The organism is Psychroflexus salarius (genome assembly GCF_900129035.1).
Classification (GTDB): Bacteria; Bacteroidota; Bacteroidia; order Flavobacteriales; family Flavobacteriaceae; genus Psychroflexus; species Psychroflexus salarius.
In genome coordinates this window covers 1-14,359 of record NZ_FQTW01000007.1, presented here as the reverse complement: position 1 = coordinate 14,359, position 14,359 = coordinate 1, and the positions used below count along the sequence as shown (strand labels likewise).

General features: G+C 34.7%; 9 protein-coding genes. 5 read left to right on the top strand and 4 right to left on the bottom strand.

Translation table 11 applies throughout. The annotated features are described in order from the left end of the window. The first annotated feature begins 139 nt into the window (after window positions 1-139). The 4 genes from gyrB (at window position 140) to secDF (ending at window position 7,220) form a co-directional block, all read left to right on the top strand. Entirely contained in the window at window positions 140-2,080 is a 1,941-nt protein-coding gene (gene gyrB, locus BUB82_RS08940; protein ID WP_073193283.1) for a DNA topoisomerase (ATP-hydrolyzing) subunit B, read from the top strand. A 9-nt stretch (window positions 2,081-2,089) separates the two neighbouring features. Next, window positions 2,090-3,109 (top strand): DUF6588 family protein, encoded by a 1,020-nt coding sequence (locus BUB82_RS08935; protein ID WP_073193282.1) that lies wholly within the window; start codon window positions 2,090-2,092, stop codon window positions 3,107-3,109. Window positions 3,110-3,132: 23 nt separating this feature from the next. After that, the gene (locus BUB82_RS08930; protein WP_073193281.1) at window positions 3,133-4,059 is read left to right on the top strand and encodes a malate dehydrogenase; all 927 of its coding nucleotides are present in this window, start codon (window positions 3,133-3,135) and stop codon (window positions 4,057-4,059) included. A 158-nt stretch (window positions 4,060-4,217) separates the two neighbouring features. Then, the gene (secDF, locus tag BUB82_RS08925) at window positions 4,218-7,220 is read left to right on the top strand and encodes a protein translocase subunit SecDF (RefSeq protein ID WP_073193280.1); all 3,003 of its coding nucleotides are present in this window, start codon (window positions 4,218-4,220) and stop codon (window positions 7,218-7,220) included. Between the two features lie 330 nt (window positions 7,221-7,550). On the opposite strand, the gene lgt is transcribed toward secDF, so the two are convergent. The 4 genes from lgt to folE are packed head-to-tail and all read right to left on the bottom strand — an operon-like array spanning window position 7,551 to window position 10,807. Further along, complete coding sequence (lgt, locus tag BUB82_RS08920) at window positions 7,551-8,369, bottom strand: prolipoprotein diacylglyceryl transferase (RefSeq protein ID WP_073193279.1); 819 nt, start codon at window positions 8,367-8,369, stop codon at window positions 7,551-7,553. Then, the gene (gene yidD / locus BUB82_RS08915) at window positions 8,366-8,617 is read right to left on the bottom strand and encodes a membrane protein insertion efficiency factor YidD (protein ID WP_073193278.1); all 252 of its coding nucleotides are present in this window, start codon (window positions 8,615-8,617) and stop codon (window positions 8,366-8,368) included. The genes lgt and yidD overlap by 4 nt, the downstream gene beginning before the upstream one ends. 3 nt (window positions 8,618-8,620) lie before the next feature. After that, window positions 8,621-10,120, bottom strand: coding sequence for a cysteine--tRNA ligase (cysS, locus tag BUB82_RS08910; protein ID WP_073193277.1), 1,500 nt, complete (start codon window positions 10,118-10,120; stop codon window positions 8,621-8,623). Window positions 10,121-10,129: 9 nt separating this feature from the next. Further along, a complete protein-coding gene (folE, locus tag BUB82_RS08905) occupies window positions 10,130-10,807 on the bottom strand; it encodes a GTP cyclohydrolase I FolE (protein ID WP_073193276.1) in 678 nt (225 codons plus the stop codon). Window positions 10,808-10,991: 184 nt separating this feature from the next. Between folE and BUB82_RS08900 the strand changes: the two genes are divergently transcribed. Next, window positions 10,992-14,359: PKD domain-containing protein (locus BUB82_RS08900; RefSeq protein ID WP_234949779.1), on the top strand; the 3,368-nt coding region annotated here is incomplete at its 3' end.

Sequence of the window (14,359 nt, the reverse complement as noted above, 5' to 3'; positions counted from 1 at the left end):
CAAATTTAGGGTAGCTGGCAGTAAAAAAGTGTTAAAAACAACAATTATTATTCTAAAACAAATCATAATTTAAGCCTATAAAATAATCGAAAAAACCACTTGGTTTGTTTATATTTGTGAGTCATTTTAAATAATTATTATGAGTGAAGACATAAAAAAGCATAATTATTCTGCCGATAGTATTCAGGCGCTTGAAGGAATGGAGCATGTTAGAATGAGACCTTCAATGTATATTGGAGATGTTGGTACTAGAGGTTTACATCATCTAGTATATGAAGTCGTCGATAATTCTATTGACGAAGCCATGGCAGGTCATTGTGATAAAATTGATGTCACTATTAATGAAGATGGTTCTGTTACCACAGTTGATAACGGTCGAGGTATCCCTATAGACATACACAAAAAAGAAGGTGTTTCAGCCTTGCAAGTTGTTATGACTAAAATAGGTGCTGGTGGTAAATTCGATAAAGACTCATATAAAGTTTCAGGTGGTTTACATGGTGTTGGTGTGTCAGTAGTTAATGCACTTTCATCTAACGCTCATGTAAAAGTTTACAAAGATGGTCAAATTTGGGAACAAGAGTATGAACGCGGTAAAGCGATGTATCCTGTAAAGCCAACTGGAGAAACACAACTTAATGGAACTGAAGTTACCTTTAAACCTGACCTTGAAATATTTCAAGAAACCATAGACTATAACTATGATACGCTATCTAAGCGTTTGCGTGAGCTAGCGTTTTTAAATAAAGGTATTAAAATAAGTATCACTGATCGTCGAAAGAAAACTGAAGACGGCGAATTTGTTCATAAAGCATTTCATTCTGATGAAGGTTTGAAAGAGTTTATCAGATTTTTAGATGAATCACGAGAACCTCTAATTGGTGATGTGATTTCAATGGAAGGTGAAAAAAATGATATTCCTGTTGAAGTTGCTATGATTTATAATAATTCATATGCAGAAAATCTATACTCATACGTTAATAACATTAACACTCATGAAGGCGGAACGCATTTATCAGGGTTTAGACGCGGGTTGACGTCAACTTTAAAAAAGTATGCTGATCAATCCGGCATGCTTGATAAGTTGAAGTTTGAAATTACAGGAGACGATTTTAGAGAAGGCTTAACAGCTATTGTTTCTGTTAAAGTGGCTCATCCTCAGTTTGAAGGTCAAACCAAAACTAAACTAGGTAATAGAGAAGTAACATCGGCAGTTTCCCAAGCTGTTTCAGAAATGCTTGATATTTACCTTGAAGAAAACCCTAACGATGCTAAGACCATTGTCCAAAAAGTAATTCTAGCAGCACAAGCTCGCCATGCCGCTAAAAAAGCACGTGAAATGGTGCAGCGTAAAACGGTGATGAGCGGTGGCGGTTTGCCTGGAAAGCTATCAGATTGTGCAGAAGAAGATCCTGAAAAATGTGAAGTTTTTCTTGTCGAGGGTGACTCGGCAGGTGGTACAGCTAAACAAGGACGTGACCGAAATTTTCAAGCTATTTTACCACTTCGTGGTAAAATTTTAAATGTTGAAAAAGCCATGCAGCATCGCGTTTTTGAAAATGAAGAAATTAGAAATATTTACACAGCTTTAGGTGTTACAGTTGGTACTGAAGATGACTCTAAAGCACTTAATTTATCAAAATTAAGGTATCATAAAATAGTGATCATGTGTGATGCAGACGTTGATGGTAGTCATATTGCTACTTTAATATTGACCTTTTTCTACCGTTATATGAAAGAACTTATTGAGGCTGCTCACGTTTATATTGCAACGCCACCACTTTACTTGATCAAAAAAGGAAGCAAAAAGCGTTATGCCTGGAATGAGAAAGAAAGAAATGAAATAGCCAACGAATATAAAAGTGGCGTTTCAGTTCAGCGTTACAAAGGTTTAGGAGAAATGAATGCTGAACAACTTTGGGATACGACTATGAATCCCGAAAATAGAATTTTACGAAAAGTAACTATCGATAATTCTGCAGAAGCAGATCGAATTTTCTCAATGCTCATGGGTGACGAAGTTCCACCAAGGCGTGAGTTTATAGAAGAAAATGCTGTTTATGCTAAAATCGATGCATAAATTTTAATTATGAAATCTTTATTTTTTACTTGTCTGTTTAGTATTTCAGTCGTATTGACAACTTCAGCGCAAGACGAAGTTATCAGTTTTTTAGCTTCTGGTGTTGAAGATGCGCAAACTTTCACGCAAGACTACATGTCACCATCAACCGATGCGTTAATTAATGGGTTAACTAGTAATTGGTATAATTCTGGTCAAGTAAAAAATACATTAGGTTTCGAAATTTCAATTATCGGTAACGCATCTTTAACCACTTCAGATCAAAAATCTTTTAATTTAAATACTGCTGATTATTCGAATATTAGTTTTAAAAATGGTCAAAGTAGTCAAATGGTAGCAACGGTTTTGGGTGAAAATGATCCAGATGTTACTATGCTTATCAATGGAACCAATGGTAATCTAGAGTTTGATTTACCTCAAGGCCTAGCTTCAGAAGGAATAGATTTTGTTCCATCTGCATTTATTCAAGCTTCAGTTGGTTTGCCTTTACATACTGAGGTGAAGTTTAGGTTTTTACCAGAAGTCAATGAAGAAGATATTAGATCAAGTCTTTACGGTCTTGGTTTACAACACGAGTTTACTAAATGGATTCCTTTTTTGAAAGAATTGCCACTAGCTATTTCTGGTTTTGTAGGTTATACCAACTTCAAAGGGCAAGCAAATTTAACGGATGTTTCACCATTTGTGATTAATTATGATGATCAACTTTTAGATGTTGAGGTTAATTCTTGGCATGTGGCCGCTATCGCTTCAACTAAGTGGAAAACCTTTAATTTTTATTCAAGTTTAGGTTTTATTTCAGGTGATGCAACCACAGCATTAAAAGGGACTTATGAGTTTAATGATGCTTCTCAAGATATCATCGATTTAGGTCAATTTAAAGACCCTTTTGAAGTTACTTCTTCAGTAGACTCAATGAAAGCTTTAATAGGTGCAAAACTGAAACTTGGTTTTTTTAGAATTAATGCAGAATATAGTTTTCAGCAGTTTAACACCGCAAGTCTTGCAATAAATTTTGGAATTAAATAAATATTAATATAAATCAATTAAACATGAAAGTAACAGTAGTTGGAGCAGGAGCAGTTGGCGCGAGTTGTGCAGAATACATTGCAATTAAAAATTTCGCTTCGGAAGTTGTGATTTTAGATATTAAAGAAGATTACGCCGAAGGCAAAGCTATGGATTTAATGCAAACCGCAACATTAAATGGCTTTGATACAAAAATTGTAGGTAGCACAAACGATTATGATAAAACAGCTAATAGTGACATCGCAGTTATAACAAGTGGTATTCCAAGAAAACCAGGTATGACTCGTGAGGAATTAATCGGTATTAATGCTGGAATTGTTAAGGATGTAGCTACTAAAATTGTTGAACAATCACCAAATGTAACTCTAATTGTTGTTAGCAACCCAATGGATACAATGACTTACCTTGCTCATCAGGTTATTGACTTACCGAAACATAAAATTATTGGAATGGGCGGCGCTTTAGACAGTGCTCGTTTTAAATATAGATTAAGTGAAGCTTTAGATTGTCCAGCTTCAGACGTTCAAGGTATGGTGATTGGCGGACATAGTGATAAAGGTATGGTACCATTAACAAGCTTAGCTACTCGTAATAGCGTTCGTGTAACCGAATTTTTAAGCGAAAATCGCTTACAACAAGTAGCTGAAGACACAAAAGTAGGTGGTGCAACATTAACTAAAATGCTTGGAACAAGTGCTTGGTATGCGCCTGGAGCAGCCGTTTCTTCTTTGGTACAGTCAATTGCTTGTGATCAGAAAAAAATGTTCCCATGCTCAACCTTATTAGACGGTGAATATGGCTTAAATGACTTATGTATTGGTGTTCCTGTTGTTTTAGGGAAAAATGGGATAGAAAAAATTGTAGAATTAAACCTAACGGAAGCCGAACTTAATAAACTTAAAGAAAGTGCTGAAGGTGTTAAAAAAACTAATCAGCTTTTAGAACTTTAAACAAATATGTCCTACTCAAAGCCCGAATTAATTACAATTCGGGTTTTTTTATGTTGTTTCAAGTTGTCTTAAATTATCTTTAAAAAAATAATTGCCATTTCTATATCGAAACCCTATATTTGTCCGATTTTAGAATAAGCTCATTAATAAATTAAATAATGCAAAACAAAGGATTAATAAAATTGTTTGCAATTTTATTCGGTTTGGTAAGTATTTACCAATTATCGTTTACATTTATTGCTAACAATGTTGAAAGTAAAGCAGAAGAATTTGCAAAATCAAGTATCTCTGAATCTGTTGAAAACTATGCAGAAAAACGAGATGTTAAAGTTCAAAATTATCTAGACTCTATTGCAGCTGAACCTGTCTTTGCAGGCATAACCTATGCAACTGCAAAGCAAAAAGAACTCAATAAAGGTCTTGACCTTAAAGGTGGTATAAATGTGATTTTACAAATTTCTGTACCAGATTTATTAAGAGGTTTAGCAAATAACTCAAAAGATCCTAAATTTAATAAAGCACTTCAAGAAGCTTCTCAAGCTAGAGCTAATAGTCAAGACACATATTTAGAGCTTTTCTTTCAAGCTTTCAATAATATTGAAGGCGCATCTTTAGCTTCTCCAAATGTTTTTGGTACTAGAGCCTTAGCTGATGAGATTGATATTGATATGACTAACAATCAAGTGCAACCAATTATTAAGCGCAAAATTAACGAGAGTATTACTTCGGCTTTCGAGGTGTTGAGAGAGCGTATTGATAAATTTGGTGTTACACAACCTAACATTCAGCGCCTTGGTGAATCAGGGAGAATCCTTGTTGAATTGCCAGGAGCTAAAGACATAAGCCGAATAAAAAACTTACTTCAAAGTACAGCTCAATTAGAATTTTGGGATGTTTATCAAGCTAGAGAGTTTCAGCAGTTTATAGTTGAAGCAGATCAAGTTGTTGCTAATGCATTAGATGTTGAAGATGAAGAGGTAAAAGACTCAACTTCAACTGAAACTGAAGATTTAGATGAGCTTTTGTCCTCTTCTGAAGATTCAACAGATGTTTCAAAAACTAATCCATTCTTGAGTTTAGTTCAAAATGTTGGCCCTGGTCAAGGTCCTGTATTAGCTACTTTTGCGATTAAAGACACTGCAGAAGTTAATTCATATTTGAAGATGCCTCAGGTGAGAAACCTTATTCCAGCAGATAAAAAATATGTAAAATTTGCGTGGGGAAAACCCGTGAATGATAGTGAGTTAATTGATTTATATGCTATAAAAGGCAACCGTAATGATGAGCCTCAGCTAAGCGGTTCTGTAATTACAGATGCTCAACAAACTTATGATCAAGTTGGTCGAGTTGCAGTAAGCATGCAAATGGACGGCCGAGGCGCTAAAATTTGGGGAAATATGACTGGTCGTGCCTCTCAGCAAGGTACTCAAATAGCAATTGTTCTTGATAATACAGTATATTCTGCACCAGGTGTTTCGTCTGGAGCTATTACTGGTGGGCGAAGTGAAATTACAGGTGATTTCAGCATTCAAGAAGGTCAAGATTTAGCTAATGTTCTTAGAGCTGGTAAGCTTCCTGCCTCTGCAGATATTGTTCAAAGTGAAATCGTAGGACCGTCATTAGGTCAAGAAGCGATTGATAGCGGTATAAACTCGTTTATTATTGCTTTAGTTTTAGTTCTTATTTGGATGATTGTTTACTATGGTAAAGCAGGACTTTATGCAGATATAGCACTTGTAGTAAATATCTTATTTATATTCGGTGTGCTTTCAGGAATAGGCGCGGTACTAACTTTACCAGGTATTGCAGGTATTGTTCTAACAATAGGTATATCAGTTGATGCGAACGTACTTATTTTTGAGCGTATTCGCGAAGAAATACAACGTGGTAAAACACAAGTTGATGCCATTAAGGATGGTTTTCAAAGTGCTTTGTCGTCTATTCTTGATGCCAATGTTACTACAGGTTTAACAGGTATTATTTTACTTACATTAGGTACAGGACCTATTAAAGGTTTTGCAACTACATTGTTAATTGGTATTTTAACTTCTTTATTTACAGCAATTTTCATTACACGTTTATTGATAGACGGTGGTGGTAAAAAAGGTAAATCATTACCGTTTTCAACAGGATTGACTAAAAATCTATTTAAAAATATAGATATTGAATTTTTGAAAAAACGTAAAGTAACTTATATCATATCTGCTGCTCTAATTATTTTAAGTGTTGGTTCGCTATTTGTTAATGGCTTAAATCAAGGTGTTGATTTTGTTGGTGGAAGAACTTATACGGTTCGTTTTGATCAAAATGTTAATCCAACTGAATTAGAACAAGAGTTAGTTGCAGTTTTAGGTAGTGCTGAAGCTAAAACTTACGGTTCAAATAACCAATTAAAGGTAACCACTAATTATAAAATTGATACACAAGGCTCTGAAATTGATACAGAGATTCAGCAAAAAATGTATCAAGCTTTAAAAAGTTATCTTCCAGAAGGCACTAATTATGATGCTTTTACTGTTGAAGGTGGAGATACTGAAACTGAAAAATTTGGTGTAATGTCTGCTATTAAAGTAGGACCAACGATTGCAAACGATATTAAAACTGCTTCTTTTTATGCCATATTCGGTTCATTATTTGTGGTCTTCTTATATATTTTAATACGTTTTAGACGTTGGCAGTTTAGTTTAGGTGCGGTTGCTGCTGTTGCTCATGACGTTTTGATTGTTCTTGGAGCGTTCTCGTTACTATATGGATTAATGCCATTTAGTCTTGAAATTGATCAAGCCTTTATTGCTGCAATCTTAACCGTTATCGGTTACTCTCTTAATGATACTGTAGTAGTGTTTGATAGAATTCGAGAGTACTTTAATGAGCATACATCTTGGAATATGCAAAAAGTCATCGATAAGTCGGTTAGTAGTACCATAAGCCGAACTATAAATACCTCGCTAACTACTTTAGTTGTTTTAATTGCCATCTTTATTTTTGGTGGTGATAGTATCCGTGGCTTTATGTTCGCATTAATTATAGGTGTTGTTGTAGGTACTTATTCATCGGTCTTCATTGCAACGCCTGTAATGTTTGACACGGTTAAGAAAAAAGGGATTGACTTAACTGATAAATCTAAAAAAGACGAAGAACTAGAGAGCGAAAACGCCTAACTGTTTAAAATTATTCCCATAAAAAAGTCCAACAACATTTGTTGGGCTTTTTTATTTTAGTTAATAGACCTGAACTTATTGTTATGTCTTTAAGTTTTTGAGCTACATAATATCTTTTAGGTTACACTAAAAGTTTAATTATTAACCAATCATTTAAACTAATTATTAAGTGAATTACTTTAAATGGGTGTTAGTTGAGATAATTAAGATTTTATTTTAAGTAAACAACACTTCACTTTAATAAAATGGGTACTTTATCTTCAACACATTATTAGTATTAGTGTTATGGTTTTGTTATTGGTACTTCAAACAAATAACTCCATAGAAAAATTATTTATTAGATTGCTTATTGGCGATAATCATAATTACAATACCGATTCCTAACATTGGTAAACTTAATATTTGGCCAGTATTAATTAACCAATCTGCCCGCTCTGGTACTTGTGGCTCCTTAACAAATTCAACCACAAAACGAATACTCCACATTAATGTGAAAAATAACCCAAATAAAAATCCCTTTTTTGCCTTTAGTTTTGTGTTATGAAATAAAAACCATAACAAGCCAAATAATATCAGGTAACCTGCTGCTTCATAAAGTTGAGCTGGATGACGAGGGAAGTCTTCACCTAATTTTTTGAAAATAACACCAAAGCTACTGTTGGTAGGCTCACCAATAATTTCAGAATTTAAAAAGTTACCAATCCGCACAAACATACCGCCTATAGAAATCGGTAAGATGACGCGGTCTAAAATCCATGCAATATGTTTGTGAATTACTTTTTTACTGTATAAGTACATAGCAATTGCAATTCCAATAGTTGCGCCGTGACTTGCTAGGCCTTGGAAACCTGTAAATTGAATTTCAGGAACAAACTGAAATGGTAATAGTATCGAAAGCGGATCTTGAGTAATTAACTCAGGTTGATAAAAAATAACATGACCTAACCTTGCTCCTAAAAGTGTTGCAATTACGGTGTACATAAATAGGGAATCAAGGTATTTTATATCAATACCTTCTTTCTGATAGATATGTTTCATGATATACCAACCAAGCGAAAAGGCAATTAAAAACATTAGGCTATAATACCTGATTGTAAAAAAGCCCAAGTCAATGCCAAGGGAAGGATCCCAAGTGATAGCATGTATCATTTTTGTTGTTTTTTTGTATTATTCTCAGGAACTGGATCGTATCCAGAATCGCCCCAAGGATGACATTTTGAAATTCTAGTTAAGGACAAATATAAACCTTTTACTAAACCATGTGTTTTTAGGGCTTGTTTTGAATAGTGTGAACAAGTTGGCGCAAAACGGCAATTAGAACCAAAAATCGGAGATAAAAAAATTTGATAAATTTTGATAATTATTAAAAAGGGTGCTATTAAAACTCGTTGAAGCATGTGTTAATTAGTCATGTTAAAAACAGTACCATCTTTAGTGTCCTTTAGCTCTATATTTTCAGCAAGTAATTGATCTCTTATTAAATCAGCTGTCTTAAAATCTTTATCTGCTCTTGCCTTATTTCTAAGTTCGATTAAAATTTCGACCAAGCCGTCTATATGTTTAGATGTGTTGCCAGCATTTTCATGTTTTATATTCTGTAAGGGCTTAAGCCCTAAAACATCAAAAGTGAAATCTTGCATTGTTTTTTGTAATAACTTTTTATCACTTTCTGTAATTTGAGCTTTTTCAGCTTTTACATTATTGATAAATTTCACAGCTTCAAACAAATGTGCTATCAAGACAGGACTATTGAAGTCGTCATTCATGGCTTTGTAACAATTAGATTTCCACTTGGAAACTTCAATAGTAGACGAATTACTTGTCTCTAAATATTCTATACTTTGTATAGCTTCTAGTAACTTAATATAGGCTTTCTCAGCGGCTTGTAAAGCTTCATCTGAAAAGTCTAAAACACTTCTGTAGTTGGCCTGAAGCATAAAAAACCGAGCTACACTTGGCGCATAAGCTTTAGATAGATTTTTATTTTCGCCGGTAAAAAGTTCGCGAGGTAAAATGTTGTTACCTGTGCTTTTGGCCATTTTTTTGCCATTTAAAGTAAGCATATTAGCGTGCATCCAATAGTTTACAGGATCTTTGCCAGAGACGGCTTTACCTTGCGCAATTTCGCATTCGTGGTGTGGGAATTTCAAATCCATTCCGCCACCATGAATATCAAAGCTATCACCAAGATATTTACTACTCATTACGGTACACTCTAGATGCCAACCAGGAAAGCCAACTCCCCAAGGCGAAGGCCAGCGCATAATGTGTTGTGGTTCAGCTTTTTTCCATAGGGCAAAATCTTGTGGATTTTTCTTTTCAGATTGTCCAGTTAGTGTTCGTGTGTTTGCGATGAGTTCTTCAATTTTACGACCGCTTAAAATGCCATAATGGTTTTCTTTATTATATTTAATAACATCAAAATATACATTGCCGTTAACTTCATAGGCTAGACCACGATCAATTATAGTTTTTATAGCTTCAATTTGTTCTACGATATGGCCAGTTGCCGTAGGTTCAATACTAGGCGCATAGTTGTTAAAAAGTCTAAGAATATCATGAAAGTCGACGGTGTATTTTTGAACAATTTCCATCGGTTCTAACTCTTCTAGCCGTGCTTTTTTAGCTATGCGGTCTTCGCCTTCTTCAGCATCATTTTCTAAATGACCAGCATCAGTAATGTTACGGACATACCTAACTTTATAGCCTAAATGTTTAAGGTAACGGTAAACTAAATCAAATGATATAAATGTTCTACAATTCCCAAGATGAACGTTGTTATATACTGTAGGACCGCAAACATACATGCCAACGTGACCTTCAACAATTGGTTTAAATAGCTCCTTTTCGCCAGAAAGTGAATTGTAAATTTTCAACTCTTGAGATTCGTATAACTTCATCTTTAGGTTTTAAAATTTTGTCTCTAGTTTAATATAATCAAGAAATTCTTTCTTAGTTGTTTCATTTTTAAATTTACCGCCAAATTCACTTGTGACAGTGCTACTCTCTATATCACTAATTCCTCTACTGTTAACGCAAAGATGTTTAGCATCTATCACACAGGCTACATCTTCAGTGTTTAAGGCTTCTTGCATTTCTTTGACAATTTGCATTGTTAAGCGTTCTTGAACTTGAGGTCTTTTTGAATAGTAATTGACAATACGGTTCATTTTAGATAAACCAATGACTTTACCGGTTGAAATGTAGGCAACATGTGCGCGACCAACAATTGGTAATAAATGATGTTCGCAAGTAGAATAAACAGTAATGTTTTTTTCTACCAGCATCTCACCGTACTTATACTTGTTATCAAAAGTAGAAGCTTTCGGTTTGTTGTCAGGATGTAGTCCTGAAAAAATTTCATTCACGAACATTTTAGCCACACGCTTAGGCGTACCACGAAGGCTATCGTCAGTTAAATCCATTCCTAGTATGTCAAGAATTGAATTGACATGTGATTCAATTTGTTCTATTTTAGTATCATTAGAAATTGAAAAAGCATCTTTTCTAATAGGGTTTTCAGTTGAAGTTGCTACGTGATTATCACCTATATCTTCAATAAAATCTGTGTTTTTATCTTTACTCATTTCGCTTTTGTATGTAATTGGCAAAGATAGTCTTTTTAAGAATTTGAGCTCAATAGATGGCTTGTTACTTCAATCTCAACTATCAAATTAACGTGAATTTCACAAAAATATAGCATTTTTATGATTTTTGTTTAGTTAATCTTTAACAAAGTCTTATTTTTAACCCATTAAAATTTTCTGGATTATGAACTTTAACAAATTACTCGTTTTAATTGCGCTGTTTTTTTCAAACTTTATCATAGCACAAGACTTCGATATGGTAGATGGGCAGACAGTCAACACCGATCAAGGTAATTTTTTTGATCCAGGTGGTGATGCTGCTTCTGTCGATCAAGGCACATACACTTACACAATATGTCCAGAAAGTAATGGTTTTTTTTCCACAATATCATTTTCAGAATTTTTATTAGGACCGCATACGCTAACAATATATGACGGCGACTCAGATGCAGCACCAGTCCTTGCAAGTTATACAGGAAGTATAGACGGTGACGGTCCAGTTTCTGGTCAATTATTATCGGCAACAGACGCCACGCCAACAGGTTGCTTAACTTTTGTGCTTGAAGCATCCAACAGTAACCCAGCATTTACAGGTTGGATTGCTGAAATTGGCACTCAGCCTGGTTGTATTCCAGATGCACCAGAGCTTGTGAACACAGACAATATAGTTAACGTTCAAAATGATCCAGTTTATCAAGCAGATAATATTGACTATATCGTCTATTTTAATGAGCAATTTTCACTAACAGCGGTTGCTGAATTTCAAGATAATTTTGCCCAAGAAACAGCTACTTATAATTGGAATTTTGGTGACGGTACGACCTTACAAGGGACAACAAATGCATCTTTTCAAAATGAAGTTTCACACCAATATGGAGAGCTTTGTGACTTTACAGTTAGTTTAGATTTAAGTGACGGTTATAACTGTGATCGGGATAATTTAAGCTTTACAGTTAGGGTTATATTAAACCCTAATAGTAGTCCAGGTTCAGTAAACTTAGATGCTGGTGAAGATGTAAGAATTTGTGAAGACCCAGGCACACCAGTAACTGTTAATTTAGAAGCTTCTTATTTAGATGTTAAAGAATCTACGGCTTACGCTGTACAAGATATTAGTTCTGAATATCCTTCAAACCTGCCTTATATTTTCGACCCATGTTATGGTTCAGAGTCTAATGTGTTTACAGAATTAAACGCAGACGATGACTGGTCTAGCGTGTTAACTTTGCCATACGAAGTTAATTTTTTTGGAAACTGTTATGATGATGTTATTATAACAGATAACGGTGCAGTTACCTTTGATATTGCAGGGACTGGACAAGGATCTGAACGTTATACACCTGGAGGTTATGCAGGTTGGAGTTATAATCAGGGCATACCAGCAGATGGTGGTGGAGATGAGCCACCATTTATTAATGCTATTTTTGGTGTGATGCAAGATTTATTTCCTGGAGCATCACCAGCAGATTATTCAATCAACTTTGGGTTTTTAGAGAGTCAAGATGGTAAAAGTGACCGTTTTGTTTTTAATATTTTTAACACTTCGCAATATGGCTGTACAGATCAATTGCAAACCTCACAAATAATATTATACCAAACCACCAATGTGATAGAAGTCTATGTGCAAAATAAAGATATTTGTAGCTGGAATGGAGGTAGCTCAGTAATTGGTATTCAAAATCAAGATGCTAATTTAGCTTATGTAGCACCAGGTAGAAATGCAGGTGGCGCCTCATGGCAAGCACAAAATGAAGCTTGGCGTTTTATTCCAGATGGTGGTAATAGCATTACAACCTTTAGATGGTTAGATGAAAACGGTAACGTGGTTAGTGCGTCTGAAAATTTTAGCCCGCAAGTCACTCAAAACCGTGTATTTACAGCTGAAGTTACTTATAATGACGGTTGTAATATCACAACCCTTACTGATGAAGTTGAAGTGATTTACGAAAGTGATATTGAATTAACCTTAGATCCAGATGCGTATTATCCTTGTGAAGGTGAAGAACTTTTACTTGAAGCTGAAGTTATAGAAAACAATAGCGTTGTTGTAAATTACGAATGGTTTAGAATAGATGAAAATGGCAACATGACAGCAATTCCAGATTCAAACTCTCGTTTTTTGAACGTTTCGGAGTCAGGAACTTACATGATTAATGCTATCGGTGGTAATTGCGATTTAACAGCTAGTGCTGAAGTGATTTATCTTGAAGGCTTTGACGCTGAAGATCCTGAAGATATTATCTTATGTAATTATGAACAGCCCACCTACGACTTAACAACTATAGGCGGCTTTGATTCAATATCAGGTTTTGATGTAACCTATTATGACGATTATGATGCAGGTACAGGAACACTAAGTAACCCAATAAATGATCCTCAAAATTATCCGTTGAATGGGCCAACTAATCAGTATGATATCTATGTTGAGTTAGCTAATCAAACCAACACAACTTGTACAAATATTGCCTCCTTTAACATTATACTTTATGAGGCTTCAGCAGGTTCTTCTGGTTATACCGTAGGCGATGTTTGTATCAGTGAAGGTGACACTGAAGTTATTGATCTAACGGATGGTGGTTCTAATACTTCAATAGCACTTAATGGTCAGTCATCTAGTGATTATACAGTGACCTATTATTCTGCTAATCCACAAACTTCCCCTGAATCAGATATTGCTGATCCTGAAAATTATGAAATTAACACGACAGATAATTTAGGCCCTAACACCATTTGGGTATCTGTTGATAATGTTAACTCCAGTTTTTGCAATGCCCAAGCTAATTTTACATTTAATGTTAATTTGGCACCTAGCATAACTGGAGAAGATTCTGTTTTTCAGTCGTGTGAAGGCGCTACCTTAAACTTAAATGAAGATTATGCAGACCTGTTTAATAATAATAGTACTTCTGTGCCTACCAATGTTTTATTCTATTATTCTTTAAATGATGCTGAGGCAGATAACCCAATAACTGATCCTACAGCTGTTATATTTACACCAGATACTAATGAGCAACAGGAGTTTTTTGTAAAAATTCTTAACACCAATTCTTCTTGTGAGTCAGATATTATCAGTTTTATAATTGAGAATGATCCGCCTGAAGTTGGAAGCACATCAGATTTAGAACAATGTGGTGATTTCACTCAAACTCAAACATTTGATTTAACTCAAAATGAAGCAGATATAATAGATAATCAATCAGGAAGTTTTGTGATTGAATATTTTACTACACAAGCAGATGCTGAAGCAGGGACAAATTCTATTTCAGATCAAGGCCTTGATATTACAGATTATTCTCCAATTAATTCTGAGCAAGATATTTTTGTTAGAATAGAAGACAGTTCAAATGAGTTCTGCTTTGCTGTAGGTAGTTTTAAGCTGATTCTGAACGAAGTTGAAGTCTCATCAGTTCAAGATTTAGAATCTTGCATAGATCCAGTTACTGGCGTAGCTGAATTTGATTTAACCCAAAATACAGATTTAGCATTCGGTGAAGATCAAGATGAAACGACACATGCAGTCCGTTATTTAGATGCTTCTAATAATGAGATAAG